Raw genomic sequence first — 15,942 nt, forward strand, 5'->3', positions numbered from 1 at the left:
TTAGCTGTTTTTTCGTTTTCCTATTAATTTTGTTACAGAGAGCATTGTAATTGGTAAAGAATGATTCTTTCGAAATGCTAAATATTTTCCACTCCATGCAGGTTTGTATTTTTCTTTGAAATGTCGTAAACCGCTGAAGCTATATGTGTAACGAACGTTATTAAATATTGCAGCAGCAACTCGTTCAGACCAGAACGATTGCGTTGATAAACCGACATTTGAGAGTGGTGCCATACCAATATTAAAGGAATGGTATTCATTTTCTTTTGCCCAGTGGAATAAGTGGATAAAAATTGCATCCATAATTCCGCTAGGGGCATCTGGATAATAACGCATTAAATCAACAGATAATATGCCACTTTGATATACTGGCATAAAGGTTGTGAATGCAATGATTTTTCCCTCTGCATCAGATAATGTAGCGATAGGGGCACGACTAATATACTCACGATCGAAGTACCCAAGTGAAAATCCTTTCTCTTTTTTTCCGCCGAGCCAAGCATCAGACACTTTCTTTAATTCCTCGTATAATTCGTCTGAGAATGGTGGCTCATGAATAGAGAATGTATAACCTTCTCGTTCAAAACGGTTGAAAGTAGCTCGCATACCAGCACGTTTTTTTCCTGTTATTGTAAAGGTATTTAAATCAACGACAGCCTCTTCGCCAAGTTTAAAGAAGTTGTAGCCGAAATCGTGGTATAAGCTCATCCATTTGCTTTCAATTTGATAGAATACGCAAATATACCCAAATCGATCAGCCTCAGCTAAAAATTCTTGCAACACAGTGCGGTAGGAGGATGGATCACCAATTGGATCACCTAGTACAACAAGACGTTTTCCAGTAATTGAAAAGAGAAGAAGTGCTTTTCCGTCACTACTGAAGAAGAACTGTTTATCTCCTAAAAAACCTAAATGACTAAGTACGTTCCCACCATGTTCATCTAAGAAGTTTTCTAACCTTTTATCATTTGCTGGTTGCCCGGGAAATTGACTACGGTAACGATTGGCAATTAGTGAACCGATAAGTAAAAAAGTAGGAACGAAAAAGGCTGCTGCTAATGCACTTCGTTTAACTTGTGTAATATTTCGAACGACAAAATCAGGTTGGAATGCTTCTTTTGCACCCGCAAATAAAATACCTAAGTTTTTATATAAATATAACGTAAGTAATAAGAAGATAAAAACTTTTACGATGTCAGAAAGAGAGACTTCCATTTTCTCGCGTGCAAATCTTTTACGAAGCATATACAACACAGCAAGTACGATTAATAAAATAAAGGTTTCTTCAATATCAATTCCTTTTAGGGTATTAAAGATTGCTGCTCCAATTAAAGAAACAATCGTCATATAGTAAGAACGCTTTGTTCCATAATATATGCCTCGCGAAAGAATCAGGAGGAGAATACCGAATGTTAATGATAAGCTAAAAGAAAATTGAATAAGGTGCTTTGGAGCTAAAATATGTAAGGCGTGAGCTCGATTTATACTAGTCGGTAAAATTGTTGATAGAATAACCATTAAGCCAGCGAATACGGTTAAAGCGGCGGATGCCCAGGAACCTAATTTTCCTAAAAAATCACGTTGTAAAGTCCAAATTACACCAGTTGTTTCTAATGCAGGTGCAATAAATGGTTTGTCTTCAATTTTTTTTATGGCCGCTCCTGTCATTTCAAATGCTGCAAAAATGAGACCAAGGCAGAATGGTAAGATGTAATAGACAAGTCGATATAATAACATAGCGGGTAGTAATACGCCTGTATCAACTCCGTATTGTCCTAGTCCGGTTAAGAAAACAAGATCAAATGAACCAAGGCCACCAGGGACAAGGCTTACGACACCAGCTAAAGCAGCAATTACATAAACACCTAAAAACTTTTGAAATTCGATATCAATTCCAAACAATATTAAAATGACGTACATAACGATACCAGCCGATATCCACTCGACTAATGAAACTAATGAATATAAAACAGTTGGATTTTTCTCTTCTTCTTCTTCATCATCTTGTCCGTCTGTCTGTTTTGTTTTTCTATTTTTAATTTTAGAAAACCCAATATATATAGGAACGAAAAGAGCAAAGAAGATAAGAACAGGCCATAACCACGGTTTTTCGTGCAGAATAAAACTAGTGTCTAATATTCCAATAAGGCCGAGGAATGACAGAATGGCTAATCCGTTAATAAAAGCGGTTGTCATCCAAGCAATGCTTTTAATAAGTTTCCCATTCTCTTTTATATGTGGGCGATATAGCATTGTACGTACACCGGCACCAACAAGACCACCAAAACCGATAAATCCATTTAAAGTGTTTGCAATCCATGAGATACGGAAAATCTTTTGTACAGGTATATCTGCTTTTAAGTAACGAAGCATAACAAAGTCATAAAAGAACATTGTTGAAACGGCAAATGCACCGAGTGTAATCGCTAAAAATACCCCACCAGTTGGAATGTTTTTAATTGTTTCAATTGCTTCTAAAAAAGAAATGCCAGCTAATTCTTTTTTAGCTTGAAAGAAAACAATTGTTAAGACAACAAATGGGAAGATTATTTTCCCGATTTGTAAGAAACGTTTCCATGAAAACGACATAAATACAACTCTCCTTGTGTAAGAAAACTGAGACAATAATATTATTATGACAAACTTCAAGAAAAATAAAAAGGTAAATTCCTGTATAGGGAAGCTATTTTTTATATAGGTTATATTTAAAAGAATATTTCGTTTATCGGAAAATTAAGTTAATATAAGATAAAAGAAGGAAGAGAGGGGAAGTAGATGATTATAATAGGTTATGCAGGATATGAGTTAGAAAAAGCAAAACCGAATACATCAGAAGATTTTTTTAATAGATCTGAAGTGACATATATATTAAATAATCAAGAGAAAACCTTTTCTGTCTTATATGTTCGATATTTTGAAGAAATTTTACAAGAAATTATCCCTTTTGAAGGAAATCCAGTTTATAAAGTAGAAGAACAAGACGTATATTTACGAGATATTGTAGCGATTGCTTGTTTAGTGAACAATAAAGAGCTACGGACGCAGAAACGCTTGTATCTCAATGAAGTAACAGACTTTCAACGATACTTTGACGAGGGAACAGTGGTGAAAGTACAAGAAATATTAGCTGAATTACATAAAAATAAAAGAGTAGAAATAGCGTAAAACGGCAAAGGAGAGAGAAGCCATGTCTAATTTGATGGTTGAAAATCAAACAGAACAAGTTTCTATATTTTTAGAAGATGTAATTTCCTTGATAACTAATTATGTGAATTATCATACGTTACCTTCTTTATTGGAGGAGACACCAACAGGAAACGAGCAATATTATAAAGGTATATTAGCATCAATAAGAAGACTTCTTGTTTTTTGTGAAGAAGGACTTGATGCATGTTTTGTTTTGTTGAATGGCCAACCATTTCGAAAGACCGCAGCTGAAAAAGTTTTATATAAGATTTACCATCAAGTAATTGCAGAGTTTTTTTCGCCAAAGAATGATCATTGGTATGAAAATAGTCGTTCTGCTTATACAGGGAAAAATTCTATTGTTTTTCAGCAAATCCCTCCTGGATCTATAGAACGAGTGATGAAGGAGTTAGAAGGGAAATTTCAATTGATGCGTGAAGAACTAGAATATTATGAGACAGATTACCAAACAAAAATGTTGCACAAATATTAATTAAGGAAAAGAAGCTAGGGAGACTTAGCTTCTTTTCCTTTTGTACAGTTATATAAGGGATTTTCATTGAATATATTTAAGTGGATAGCAATAAGGAGGTGTAACATGAGTCAGCAAGGTGTATTTACAGATTACTTTCATGAAGTAGAAAGTTGGTGTGAAAGTGTTCTTCACGTATTAGATAGCCGTGCAATGGAAGTGTATGATGTCCATATGCTTGCTTATAAAATTCAAACGTTATTAGAGCGTATGAAAGAGCATGAATACGACACAGATGCCGAGTTTATGTATGAAATAAGTGAGGATGTAGAACATATTCAACACCATTTACAGGAAGTGTTTATGCAAGAAGGAGAGGAATATGAACTATGTGAAAGAGGGGATAGTGAACGAGCTGTTCCGATTGGGGGGCATACCCTTCCGCCATTACCTTATCCATATAACGCGCTAGAACCGTACATTTCACGAGAAATTATGATGTTACACCATGATAAACATCATCGTAGTTACGTGGAAGGATTAAATAAAGCAGAGAAGATGATGGAAGAAGCGAGAAAAACAAATCAATTTGATTTAATTAAGCATTGGGAAAGAGAAGCGGCTTTTCATGGATCAGGTCATTACTTACACACGATATTTTGGAATAATATGAAAAAAGATGGGGGCGGGGGTCCACGAGGGGCATTATCACAAGAAATTGAGAAGGATTTTGGGAGTTACTTACGTTTCCAAAAACATTTTACAGAGGCGGCCTCGAAAGTTGAGGGGTCTGGATGGGCAATCCTTGTATGGGTGCCTCGGTCCGGAAGATTAGAAATTTTGCAAAGCACGCTTCATCAATTGTTTACACAATGGGATACGATACCGCTCCTTGTACTAGATGTATGGGAACATGCGTATTATTTACAATACCAAAATCGAAAAGATGAATATATTAAAAACTGGTGGAATGTTGTAAATTGGCCTGATGTAGAAAAAAGATTTGAAACTGCGAAACAAATTGAATGGACACCATATTAGACGCAAATTCCCTGCGTCTTTTTTAATGGAAGCAGCAGGAAGATTTCGTTCATATTTTAAAAGGCCAAGCATACACTTGTACAAAAAGTGCCAAAAGGACGTGGGGGGAAATATGAGACGAATTTGTATAATAATTACGCTAATTATAATGTACGCAAGCGTTATACCGATTCCTGCATATGCAAAAATGAACGGTGGTGTCAGTGCTCGTAACGCAGTCTTAATGGAGCAACAATCCGGTCGTGTGCTATATGGAAAATTAGAACATGAGCCACAAAAAATTGCTAGTATAACAAAAATTATGACAGCATTGTTAGCTGCTGAATCAGGAAAAATGAAAGAGTTAGTATCGGTTAGTAATGAAGCGGTACGAGTAGAAGGATCGGCAATTTATTTAAAACCTGGACAAAAAGTGAAGCTAGAAGATTTAGTTTACGGATTAATGCTTAGATCTGGTAATGATGCAGCACAAGTAATTGCTGAAAATGTGGGAGGGAGTATAGAAGGGTTCGTATATTTAATGAATGAAAAGGCGAAAGAAATCGGAATGAAAGATACACATTTCTCAAACCCGCATGGCTTGGATGGGGATGGATCGCATTATTCGTCGGCTTATGACATGGCATTATTAACGAAATATGCAATGGGGAACGAGACCTTTAAGAAGATTTTTGGAACAAAAACGTATAAATCAGATTCTTGGGATTATCCGTGGAAAAATAAACATAAGCTTGTGACATCTTATTATGAATTTGCAACAGGGGGAAAGACAGGTTTTACGAAGAAAGCAGGACGGACGCTTGTCACAACAGCTTCAAAAGATGGACTAGATTTAATTGTCGTAACTTTGAGTGCTTCTAGTGACTGGGATGATCATATGAATTTGTTTGATAAAGGCTTTGAACGCTATAAGCAAGCGAAAGTTTTAGGACAAGGAGCAATCACTGAAATAAATGAAAAGAAATATGCCAATCATGTTTATACGAAAAATAGTTTTTCTGTACCTTTAACTGAAGAGGAAAGAAAGAGCGTGTTATTGAAAGTTGAGCTCGATAAAAGTGAAAAACTTACGGATGGAGTAAAGATTGGGAAGACAGAAATTTATGTAGGGAACGAGAAAGTTGGAGAACGAAATTTGTTTTACAGTAAACGAAAGTTAGTAGCTACAACGGGAATGTATTGGAATAACGTAAAAGAAATCTTCTCTTACATGATAGGTGTTGGGATAGATGGTTAATCTCGTATGGGCAGCGATGGCAGTTATAGGGATTGTGTATGCCATGATAAATGGAACGATGGAAGAAGTGACCAAAGCAATATTTGAAGGGTCAAAAGATGCTGTAACGATTTGTATTGGACTTATTAGTGTTTTAGTATTTTGGCTCGGTTTAATGAAAATTGCTGAGGAAGCTGGATTGTTAAAGAAGTTAGTATCACTTTTTATGCCGATAGTAAAAAGATTATTTCCAGAAATACCGAAGGATCACCCGTCAATGGGATTCATTTTATCAAATATGATGGCGAACTTTTTTGGGTTAGGTAATGCAGCAACACCTTTAGGTATTAAAGCAATGGAACAATTGAAAGAGTTAAATGGTGGAAAGGATTCAGCAAGTCGTTCTATGGTGACGTTTCTAGCATTAAATACTTCAGCAATTACATTAATTCCGACTACTGTCATTTCAATTCGAATGACTTATGAATCAGCAAACCCTACTGAAATCGTTGGCGTAACATTTATAGCACAAGTGTTATCGATGATTGGAGCGATTTGGATTGACCGCTATTTTTACCGGAGAAGGAGTAGAAAGGGGCGGAAAAAATGAGTATTGTAAATACAATTTCATTATGGGTAATTCCTTGTGTAATTGGTTTTATCCTTTTGTATGGCACGATAAAGAAAGTTCCAACGTATGAATCGTTCGTTGAGGGCGGAAAAGAAGGGATTCAAATTGCGGTTTCCATTTTGCCGTTTATGGTTGGAATGCTTGTATCTATTTCTATTTTCCGGGCATCAGGTGCTTTAGATGCGATGATATCGGTAATGAAGCCGATGTTAGACTTTATTCATGTACCAGCCGAAATCGTTCCACTTGCACTTATACGTCCGATTTCGGGATCTGCTGGTTTAAGTATTACGACCGATTTAATCGCTACATATGGGCCAGACTCGTTTATTGGTAGGTTAGCTTCAACGATGCAAGGTAGCACAGATACGACTTTTTATATATTAACAGTATACTTTGGGGCTGTCGGTATTAGAAAAATGGGAGATGCATTAAAGGTAGGACTTTTTGCAGATTTAATCGGAATTATTTGTTCGATTGTGTTTGTTTCCCTATTGTTTCGGTAATGCTATTCATTTTTTGCGCTATTTCGCTTATAATACGTATACGACCACTATTAACGTGTAGTTTAATAGTGGTTTTTTTATGCGGTATTTTTGACAAAATGGTGAACTTTTATCGTGGACAACATGAAAAAGTGTAAATAATAATAAAGGGTGAAAACGTGGTATAGCCTTTATACGTTTATTATCATTGCTATGTTGTTAAAGGTAGGCGAAGTAAATGGCATAAAGCTTAGGCGGTTGCCAAGTCTTTCTAATGTAAGGTAAGATAAATTTGAGGTGAAAAAAAGAAATGGAACGATTACAAAAAGTGATTGCGCAAGCAGGTATTGCATCGAGAAGAAAGGCTGAGGAATTAATTCAGCAAGGGAAAGTGAAAGTTAATGGAAAAATAGTGAAGGAGTTAGGAACAAAAGTAACTCCTCAAGATAAAGTGGAAGTAAATAACATCCCTCTTGAAAAAGAAGAACCTGTTTATTTTTTACTATATAAACCAACTGGTGTAATTTCAAGTGTATCAGATGATAAAGGAAGAAATGTTGTAACAGACTTTTTCCCTGAAATTAGACAACGTTTATTCCCAATCGGACGCTTAGATTATGATACGTCTGGCGTATTATTGATGACAAATGATGGTGAATTTGCAAATGTATTAATGCATCCGAGATATAAGGTTGAAAAAACGTATGTTGCGAAAATTAAAGGGCCATTAACAGGTGATAAAATTCGCATGTTAGAACGAGGTGTTGCATTAGAAGATGGGAAAACAGCACCAGCACAAGTGAAAATTATTTCTTGGGACAAGCGTAAAGAGATGGCGATTGTACAATTAACGATTCATGAAGGACGTAACCGTCAAGTACGCCGCATGTTTGAAGCGTTAGATTGTAAAGTAATGAAACTAAAACGTGAACGTTATGCCTTTTTAGAAGTTGGTAGCTTGCGTCCTGGTGATGCAAGAGAATTGACACCACATGAGGTGAAACAATTACGTGCATTGGCTTCTACAAAGCCTCGTTAATCTATAGTGTGAAACTTTCACCAGTGGAATGCTCCGCTGGTGATTTATTAAAAAATACATATATTTATCACTCGTCGAAGAGAGGGGAGACAATATGAAAAAAAATCGCTTATTATTTCGTGTTATCATTTTGCTCATTTTAAGCGGTGCGGTAGGGTTTACGCTATATCAAGGATTTTTTACTGATAAAGAGAAAATGCAAATTGGAAAAGAAGCACCTAACTTTGTTGTAACTGATTTAGAAGGAAAGAACATTGAATTAAAAGATTTAAAGGGAAAAGGTGTATTTTTAAATTTTTGGGGAACTTGGTGTAAACCTTGTGAAAAAGAAATGCCTTATATGAATGAGTTATATCCGAAATATAAAGAAAAAGGCGTTGAAATTATTGCCTTAGATGCAGATGAAACGGATATCGCAGTGAAGAACTTTGTGAAACAATATGATTTGAAATTCCCAGTTGCAATTGATAAAGGGCAAAAGATCATAGGTACATATGGAGTAGGCCCATTACCAACAACCTTTTTAATTGATAAAGAAGGCAAAGTAGTAGAGCAAATTATAGGTGAGCAAACGAAGGAACAATTGGAAGAGTACTTAAAGAAAATTACTCCATAATTAAGAAAGCCTTTACATAAGAGGTGCTTACGTATAGCGCCTTCGTTTTAAGAATTCTGAGTATTGCGGTAACTCTGAGCTGGAATATACAATAGTACATATAGATAAAAGGGCGGTGAGAGCTTTGAAAGAGATTAAGTGTGAATGTGGACATGTTAATCCGATAGGAACCATTTTTTGTGAAGCATGTGGGAAACCATTTGAAAGTAATGAAAATATGAAATTATTGGATATGAGATATGAGGGGAGTGCCCGGAGATCTCTCACACATACAAAAACGATAGTCGATAAAATTTGGAGTTTTTTCTCTTCTGTAAAAGTAGGTGTATGGTTAATTGTAATAACTTTAGCTGCATCGGCAATAGGAACTATCTTTCCCCAAGAAATGTACATAACTCCAGGAATCGAACCAGCTGAATATTATAAGACCGAGTATGGATTTTTAGGACAATTATACTATCAATTAGGATTTAATAATTTATATGGATCATGGTGGTACATGATTTTAATTGCTTCCATTGGTATTTCACTTGTTATATGTAGTTTAGACCGTGTCATTCCTCTTTATAAAGCTTTAAAAAAACAAGGGGTGAAAAGACACCCAAGTTTTTTAAAAAGACAGAGAGTGCACGGGACTGGTACGCCGCATGAAGGTGACTTAGAACGAGTTCAAATTAATTTAAAGAAACGTAATTATAATGTGAAAGTGGAAGACGGGAACGTTTTAGCGGAAAAGGGACGTTTTTCCCGTTGGGGTCCATATATAAACCATATTGGTCTTATTATCTTTCTATTCGGTGCAATGCTACGTTTTTTACCGAGTATGTATGTAGATGAAGCACTTTGGTTACGTGACGGTGAAACGAAAGAAATACCAGGAACAGATGGTCAATACTATTTGAAAAACGAAAAGTTTATCAAGGAAGTTTATGATAAGAGTAAGGATAAAGAAGTTTTTGATGAAGCAATTGATCGTGTTGGTGATAAAATGATTGCGAAAAACTTCCAAACAAATGCTGTATTATATAAAGCGGTAGGAGAAAATATAGCGGGTCAAAAACCAAAATTAGAAAAGGTAAAAGAAGCTGAAATTCGAGTGAATGAGCCACTGAAATTTGATCAATTTGCTGTTTATCAAGTGGATTACAAAGAAAGTGAATTTAAAAGCATGTCTTTCCATTTGCAAAACAAAGAAAATAATCAAAAGTGGGGACCGATTAAAGTAGATTTAGCGAATCCTACAGAAAAATATGATTTAGGAAATGGGTATTCTCTAGAACTATTAAGCTATTTTCCTGATTTTTATTTTGATGAGAATGGAAGGCCGAATACGAAAACAAAATTACCGAATAATCCTGCATTCGTCTTTAAAATGTTTACCCCGGAAACACCAGATGGTGAAGTTAGTTTCGTCGGTATTCAGCAAAACATAGAGCCTGACGGGAATAATAAATATAAAATGTCATTTGCAGGTGTGGAAATGCAAAATGCAACAGCTCTTACAGTAAGAAAAGATTTGACGCTTTGGATTCTCGGTATTGGAGGATTTATATTTATGGTTGGTGTGATTCAAGGTATGTATTGGAACCATCGCCGTATTTGGATACAACGTGTTAATGATGAATGGTGGGTTGCAGGCCATACGAATAAAAATTGGTTCGGCTTAAAGAAAGATATTGAAAGAGTACTAGAAGGAACAGCGATTCCACAACCACACGATAAAATAAATGATAAAAAAACTAGTTAAGGTGGGGAAACGATATGGTACAAATAAGTAGTAATTTTCTGTTCGCCGCGTTCATCTTATATTTAATTGCAACTTTATTTTTTGGAGGAGCAATTAAAGAAAAAGGTCATAAATGGGCAAATATAGGTATAACTATAGCAATTTTAGGATTTATTGCGCAAATAGTATATTTTGTTACAAGATGGATTGCATCAGGACATGCACCAGTTAGTAACTTTTTTGAATTTGGTACATTTTTCGGCATGATGCTTGTGGGAGCTTTTATCATTATGTACTTTGTATATCGTGTAAGTATTATTGGTTTATTTGCTTTACCGGTAGCTCTTTTATTAATCGCTTATGCAAGTATGTTCCCGAGAGAAATTTCGCCGCTTATCCCATCTTTAAAGAGTAATTGGCTACATATTCATGTAACGACAGCGGCAGCGGGACAAGCAATATTAGCAATTAGTTTTATTACAGGCGTAATGTATTTACTGAAAAATGTAGATCAATCAATAAGAAGTAAGCGTACATTTTGGTTAGAGACAGTAGTTTTTACACTTGTTTGTACAGTTGGATTTATTGGAATCACAACGGTATTTTCTAGTATGAAATACGAAGCGAAGTTTCAATGGGTTGATAAAAATGAACAACAAGTTGAGATGAAGTATAATCTCCCTGCTTTAGTTGGACCGCATGAAGGGAAGTTAATGACAGAAAATAAATTAGAGCCAACAGTTGAAGTCCCCGCGATTGTAAATGCGAAAAAATTAAATACTGTTATTTGGTCAGTGTTAGTCGGAACACTACTTTATATTGTATTAAGACTTGTTTTACGTAAGCGAGTGTCAGCGGCACTTCAGCCGTTAGTAAAGAATACGAATAGTGATTTATTAGATGAAATTGGGTATCGTTCTATTGCGATAGGATTCCCAGTGTTTACATTAGGAGCATTAATCTTTGCAATGATTTGGGCTCAAATCGCTTGGACGCGCTTTTGGGGTTGGGATCCAAAAGAAGTTTGGGCGCTTATTACTTGGCTCTTTTATGCTGCGGTATTACATTTACGCTTATCTAAAGGATGGCATGGAGAAAAATCCGCCTGGCTTGCAGTAATTGGTTTTGCAATCATTATGTTTAACTTTATTGTAGTAAACTTAATTATCGCGGGTTTACATTCATATGCATAGAGAAATAAAATAGGAGAGTGTATGTCACTTTCCTATTTTATTTTTGTCAAATTTTCTTCTTTTTTGAGAAAAACATGACAAAGTAGCGGTTGATTCTGTAAAATGATGTCGAGGACCAAATATACTGTTCAAAAAAAATACATAGTTTTGGAAAAAAAATGAACAAACTTTATTATTCTTGTGAAGCATAATATGGGAAGTAGAACGTTAAAAAATGCTTAATTAAGCGAGGATAGGTGCAACATTATATTGTAGAAGGGTAGGTGTAAACCGTTGTGGTAAAAGTACGCAGCGGGTAGAAATGGAAAATGAATCAAGAATTTTAATTGTAGACGATGAGGATCGTATTCGTCGTTTATTAAAGATGTATTTAGAAAGAGAGCAATACACAATTGAAGAAGCGGATAATGGTGATACAGCTTTAGAAATGGCGTTACAAAATGATTATGATTTAATCCTATTGGATATTATGATGCCTGGTAAAGATGGTATCGAAGTGTGTAAAGGGATTCGTGAGAAGAAAGCGACACCAATTATTATGCTGACAGCAAAAGGTGAGGAAATAAATAGGGTACAAGGGTTTGAAGTTGGAACTGATGATTATATTGTAAAGCCGTTTAGCCCGCGTGAAGTAGTACTTCGTGTGAAAGCGGTATTACGCCGCGCTGTACCAACGACATTCTTTACACAAGATACAACGACGAAAGATGTTACTGTGTTCCCTCATTTAACAATTGATAATGATGCGCACCGCGTTACAGCGGATGGTAATGAAGTAAACTTAACACCGAAAGAATATGAATTACTATTATTTTTAGCGAAAGCACCGGATAAAGTTTTTGACCGTGAGCAATTGTTAAAAGAAGTATGGCAATATGAGTTCTTCGGAGATTTACGTACAGTTGATACGCATGTAAAGCGTTTACGTGAAAAGTTAAGTAAACAATCACCAGATGCAGCGAAGATGATTGTTACCGTTTGGGGCGTTGGTTACAAGTTTGAGGTTGTGAACGACTGATGCTTTGGAGAAGTGTAGTAGGGAAGTTATGGATGACCATATTACTTCTCGTTTCGTTTGTTCTTGGATTTGTTGCTATTTTACTTTCACAGTTTTTTAGAACGTATTATGTTGATATGAGTCAAGCTAGGCTTCAGAAAGTTGCAACAAGTGTCACGGAATTAATTGAAGAAGGTGCCGATGTAAAAACGATTGAGGATATTGCTTACAAATTTTCTGATCCACTTTCAAGGATTATCATTGTAGAAGATGGTAAGGAAATTTCTTCTTCGCCGAAACAAGAAGGATTAGTTACTCTTACAATAGATGATCTGAAAAATGATAAAGAATTAGCAGCTGTTTTTACAGATAAAAAGGATATTAAGAATAATATTAGAAAAGCTTCCAATAGTAGGAAGAATAAGAACACTGAAAATGATATTATGATCGTCGGTAAACCAGTACAGTCAAAAAATCAAAGTGCGGTGTTTGTATATGAATCATTGCAAGTTCCAATACAAGGTATGGAGAGAACGACTGATTTTATTTTCTTATCAGCTGGGATTGCGATTATTTTAACAACTTTCTTTGCATTTTTCTTATCTACTCGAATTACGGCACCGCTTCGCAAAATGCGTGAGGTTGCATTTGAGGTAGCGCGCGGGAAATTTGATACGAAAGCCCCTATGGTGTCGCAGGACGAAATTGGTGAGCTTGCAACTGCTTTAAATCAAATGGGGAAACAGTTGAAGTTTAATATGAATGCCCTGCAGCAAGAAAAGGAGCAGTTAGCTAGCATTTTGAGTAGTATGGCAGATGGTGTTATTACGTTAAACCAAGAAGGTGAAGTCGTTGTTATCAACCCACCGGCAGAACATTTCTTACAAGTTTGGCAAGAAGAAAAAGAAGTGGAGTTAAGTAAAAAACTGCCTTCTGAACTTGTTGAACTATTCCATCTCGTTGTAGAAAGTGAGCAACAACAAGTTGTTGAAATTAATTTGCAAAAAGGTAACTACGTAGTTCTTATGACACCGCTTTACAATCAGACAAAAATTCGTGGAGCTGTAGCAGTATTGCGAGATATGACGGAGGAGCGTCGTCTGGAGAAAATGCGTCAAGACTTTATTGCAAATGTATCACATGAACTCCGTACACCGATGGTAATGCTTCAAGGATATAGTGAAGCAATTTTAGATGATATTGTGCAAACGAAAGAAGAAATTAATGAGTTTGTTCAAATTATTTATGATGAATCTGTTCGTTTAGGTAAACTTGTAAATGAGTTATTAGATTTAGCCCGTATGGAAAGTGGGCATGTAGAGTTACATATAGGTGAAGTAGATATTCATCCATTTGTCGAAAAAATTGGCCGTAAATTCCAAGGGATTGCAAAGGATAAAGAAGTCCAATTAACAGTGGATTTCCAAAGTCCAATTGAACAATATCCGTTTGATGCAGACCGTATGGAACAGGTACTGACGAATTTAATTGATAATGCAATCCGTCATACAAATGCAGGTGGACATGTTACACTTGTAATTAATACGAAAAATAGTGGCCTTACTTTCGAAGTGCAAGATTCAGGTGCTGGTATTCCAGAAGAAGATATTCCGTTCTTGTTCGATCGATTCTATAAAGCTGATAAAGCAAGAACGCGCGGGAAAAAAGTTGGAACAGGACTCGGGCTTGCTATTGCTAAAAATATTGTTCAAGGTCATGACGGAAAGATTTTTGTATCAAGTGTCGTTGGAGAAGGAACTATATTCTCTGTATATTTACCAAATCGTATAATTTAGATGTATAAGTTTTTTAAAGTTGATCATGAATAAAAGCTTTACTGTTTTTTTATTTTTTTGTAAGTGCAATTAAATAAAGAATGGTAAAGTTTTTTTCTTTAATAATCAGAATGAAAATAAAAAGAGAGGTGCCATAATGAAATGAAACTTTATACAAAAACAGGTGATAAAGGGGAAACGAGTGTCATAGGTGGCCGAGTGGATAAAGATCATATACGTGTAGAAGCTTATGGCACAATTGATGAGGCGAATTCTCATATCGGATATGCCATGTCTAAATTACAAGAGGAATGTTTTCGTAACATCTATAACGAACTTGAAAATATTCAACATGAACTATTTGATTGTGGAGGGGATTTAGCAATAGTAGAGAAGAAAATCCCTTATAAAGTAACGATAGAGATGGTCGAGTATTTAGAGAGACGAATTGATTCGTATACAGAAGAAGCGCCGCCGTTAGAGCGTTTTATTTTACCAGGCGGTAGCGAGGTATCGGCTGCACTACACATTGCACGTACAGTTATAAGAAGAGCAGAACGTTGTATAGTGTCATTGCAAAAAGAAGGAGAAACTAATGAAATTGTTCTAAAGTATGTAAATAGGTTATCTGATTATTTATTTGCGCTTGCTAGAGTAATAAATGCACGTTTACAAGTGAAAGATGTGGAATATAACCGCAGTGCACTTGTTTTTCGTAATAAAGAAGAGAAGGAAGTGGAGTAATTCACTTTCTTTTTTTTGTATACTTTTTTCTGTAATATCCCACAATAGAGAAGGTATGACGGTTATTAGAAAACGGAGGATGTATATGAAAGCGTTAAAATGTGGCGTGGTGATATTGAGTATATTATTTTTATCTCAATTACATGTTTACGCTGAAGAGAATCAGTGGTTATGGCCTGTTGATGGGCAGCTAAGTGATTATTTTGGGACAAGACATGGGAAACACTATGGTATTGATATAGCTGCGCCTATTGGAACGCCTGTTGCAGCTATTCAAAATGGTAAGGTGACAAAGTCTTATTTTTCAAGTAGTTATGGAAATGTTGTGTTTATTAAACATGGAGAATATGAGGCTGTTTATGCGCATTTAAATAAGAGATATGTAGTTCAAGGGGATAACATTTCAAAAGGAGAGCTAATTGGAGAGGTAGGGAATACAGGAGAATCGCGAGGAGCGCATTTACATTTAGAAGTGCATCAAGGGAGATGGACGATGGAGAAAAGGAATGCGATGAATCCGTTGCTTGTTTTAAATGAACAAAAAAATCAAGTTGTGTCATCATCGCTATATGTTGTACAAAAAGGTGATACTTTAGTTGGCATTGGTCGGAAATTTAGTATGACAGTTGAAGAAATTAAAGTGAGGAATGGATTGCGACAAGAGCAAATCTATCCGAATCAACAACTATACGTTAAGTAAAGGAAACGTCCCCAAAGCATAACTTTTGAATAGATTTATTTTCTTCTTAGTTAAGATTACGATAGTAAATGAAATTATATCGACTTAATAACAAAATGCGACAATAAGAGCAATCTATTAC

Annotated in this window: 15 protein-coding genes; 14 read left to right on the plus strand and 1 reads right to left on the minus strand. The window is 35.6% G+C overall.

From position 1 onward, the window contains the following. Positions 1-2,589, minus strand: coding sequence for a bifunctional lysylphosphatidylglycerol flippase/synthetase MprF (gene mprF / locus ACFVQC_RS12130; RefSeq protein WP_016094461.1), 2,589 nt, complete (start codon positions 2,587-2,589; stop codon positions 1-3). 186 nt (positions 2,590-2,775) lie between these two features. Here mprF and ACFVQC_RS12135 point away from each other — a divergent pair, with 186 nt between their 5' ends. The 14 genes from ACFVQC_RS12135 to ACFVQC_RS12200 all read left to right on the plus strand — a co-directional run bounded on the left by ACFVQC_RS12135 (position 2,776) and on the right by ACFVQC_RS12200 (position 15,821). After that, on the plus strand, positions 2,776-3,165 hold the full coding sequence (locus ACFVQC_RS12135; protein WP_002064489.1) for a hypothetical protein: 390 nt from the start codon (positions 2,776-2,778) through the stop codon (positions 3,163-3,165). 22 nt (positions 3,166-3,187) lie between these two features. Beyond that, on the plus strand, positions 3,188-3,679 hold the full coding sequence (locus ACFVQC_RS12140) for a YpuI family protein (protein ID WP_002158618.1): 492 nt from the start codon (positions 3,188-3,190) through the stop codon (positions 3,677-3,679). 105 nt (positions 3,680-3,784) lie between these two features. Then, complete coding sequence (locus ACFVQC_RS12145) at positions 3,785-4,699, plus strand: superoxide dismutase (RefSeq protein WP_002064491.1); 915 nt, start codon at positions 3,785-3,787, stop codon at positions 4,697-4,699. Between the two features lie 112 nt (positions 4,700-4,811). Then, on the plus strand, positions 4,812-5,936 hold the full coding sequence (locus ACFVQC_RS12150; protein WP_377893279.1) for a serine hydrolase: 1,125 nt from the start codon (positions 4,812-4,814) through the stop codon (positions 5,934-5,936). Further along, the gene (spmA, locus tag ACFVQC_RS12155) at positions 5,929-6,525 is read left to right on the plus strand and encodes a spore maturation protein SpmA (protein ID WP_016094459.1); all 597 of its coding nucleotides are present in this window, start codon (positions 5,929-5,931) and stop codon (positions 6,523-6,525) included. The genes ACFVQC_RS12150 and spmA overlap by 8 nt, the downstream gene beginning before the upstream one ends. Beyond that, the gene (spmB, locus tag ACFVQC_RS12160) at positions 6,522-7,052 is read left to right on the plus strand and encodes a spore maturation protein SpmB (RefSeq protein WP_002086660.1); all 531 of its coding nucleotides are present in this window, start codon (positions 6,522-6,524) and stop codon (positions 7,050-7,052) included. Before spmA ends, spmB begins: the two co-directional genes overlap by 4 nt. A 289-nt stretch (positions 7,053-7,341) precedes the next feature. Then, the gene (gene rluB, locus ACFVQC_RS12165; protein WP_002064494.1) at positions 7,342-8,070 is read left to right on the plus strand and encodes a 23S rRNA pseudouridine(2605) synthase RluB; all 729 of its coding nucleotides are present in this window, start codon (positions 7,342-7,344) and stop codon (positions 8,068-8,070) included. 94 nt (positions 8,071-8,164) lie between these two features. Next, a complete protein-coding gene (gene resA, locus ACFVQC_RS12170) occupies positions 8,165-8,686 on the plus strand; it encodes a thiol-disulfide oxidoreductase ResA (protein ID WP_002064495.1) in 522 nt (173 codons plus the stop codon). Positions 8,687-8,810: 124 nt separating this feature from the next. Beyond that, entirely contained in the window at positions 8,811-10,433 is a 1,623-nt protein-coding gene (gene resB / locus ACFVQC_RS12175; protein ID WP_016094458.1) for a cytochrome c biogenesis protein ResB, read from the plus strand. A 14-nt stretch (positions 10,434-10,447) separates the two neighbouring features. Then, entirely contained in the window at positions 10,448-11,605 is a 1,158-nt protein-coding gene (resC, locus tag ACFVQC_RS12180) for a cytochrome c biogenesis protein ResC (RefSeq protein WP_002064499.1), read from the plus strand. 301 nt (positions 11,606-11,906) lie between these two features. Then, positions 11,907-12,623 (plus strand): DNA-binding response regulator ResD, encoded by a 717-nt coding sequence (gene resD, locus ACFVQC_RS12185; RefSeq protein ID WP_002064500.1) that lies wholly within the window; start codon positions 11,907-11,909, stop codon positions 12,621-12,623. Continuing rightward, positions 12,623-14,398, plus strand: coding sequence for a sensor histidine kinase ResE (resE, locus tag ACFVQC_RS12190; protein ID WP_002064501.1), 1,776 nt, complete (start codon positions 12,623-12,625; stop codon positions 14,396-14,398). The genes resD and resE overlap by 1 nt, the downstream gene beginning before the upstream one ends. Before the next feature lie 141 nt (positions 14,399-14,539). Further along, complete coding sequence (locus ACFVQC_RS12195; protein WP_002149412.1) at positions 14,540-15,121, plus strand: cob(I)yrinic acid a,c-diamide adenosyltransferase; 582 nt, start codon at positions 14,540-14,542, stop codon at positions 15,119-15,121. A gap of 85 nt (positions 15,122-15,206) precedes the next feature. Beyond that, positions 15,207-15,821: a peptidoglycan DD-metalloendopeptidase family protein gene (locus tag ACFVQC_RS12200; RefSeq protein WP_377893275.1), complete on the plus strand. Its 615-nt coding sequence runs from the start codon at positions 15,207-15,209 to the stop codon at positions 15,819-15,821. Positions 15,822-15,942 lie beyond the last annotated feature (121 nt).

The organism is Bacillus sp. NPDC057893 (assembly GCF_042796455.1).
Taxonomy (GTDB): Bacteria; Bacillota; Bacilli; order Bacillales; family Bacillaceae_G; genus Bacillus_A.

What these genes read in the sequence shown, in the direction of transcription:
- mprF (WP_016094461.1), bottom strand. Translation starts at nt 2,589, where the DNA reads ATGTCGTTTTCATGGAAACGTTTCTTACAAATCGGGAAAATAATCTTC.
- ACFVQC_RS12135 (WP_002064489.1), top strand. Translation starts at nt 2,776, where the DNA reads ATGATTATAATAGGTTATGCAGGATATGAGTTAGAAAAAGCAAAACCG.
- ACFVQC_RS12140 (WP_002158618.1), top strand. Translation starts at nt 3,188, where the DNA reads ATGTCTAATTTGATGGTTGAAAATCAAACAGAACAAGTTTCTATATTT.
- ACFVQC_RS12145 (WP_002064491.1), top strand. Translation starts at nt 3,785, where the DNA reads ATGAGTCAGCAAGGTGTATTTACAGATTACTTTCATGAAGTAGAAAGT.
- ACFVQC_RS12150 (WP_377893279.1), top strand. Translation starts at nt 4,812, where the DNA reads ATGAGACGAATTTGTATAATAATTACGCTAATTATAATGTACGCAAGC.
- spmA (WP_016094459.1), top strand. Translation starts at nt 5,929, where the DNA reads ATGGTTAATCTCGTATGGGCAGCGATGGCAGTTATAGGGATTGTGTAT.
- spmB (WP_002086660.1), top strand. Translation starts at nt 6,522, where the DNA reads ATGAGTATTGTAAATACAATTTCATTATGGGTAATTCCTTGTGTAATT.
- rluB (WP_002064494.1), top strand. Translation starts at nt 7,342, where the DNA reads ATGGAACGATTACAAAAAGTGATTGCGCAAGCAGGTATTGCATCGAGA.
- resA (WP_002064495.1), top strand. Translation starts at nt 8,165, where the DNA reads ATGAAAAAAAATCGCTTATTATTTCGTGTTATCATTTTGCTCATTTTA.
- resC (WP_002064499.1), top strand. Translation starts at nt 10,448, where the DNA reads ATGGTACAAATAAGTAGTAATTTTCTGTTCGCCGCGTTCATCTTATAT.
- resD (WP_002064500.1), top strand. Translation starts at nt 11,907, where the DNA reads ATGGAAAATGAATCAAGAATTTTAATTGTAGACGATGAGGATCGTATT.
- resE (WP_002064501.1), top strand. Translation starts at nt 12,623, where the DNA reads ATGCTTTGGAGAAGTGTAGTAGGGAAGTTATGGATGACCATATTACTT.
- ACFVQC_RS12195 (WP_002149412.1), top strand. Translation starts at nt 14,540, where the DNA reads ATGAAACTTTATACAAAAACAGGTGATAAAGGGGAAACGAGTGTCATA.
- ACFVQC_RS12200 (WP_377893275.1), top strand. Translation starts at nt 15,207, where the DNA reads ATGAAAGCGTTAAAATGTGGCGTGGTGATATTGAGTATATTATTTTTA.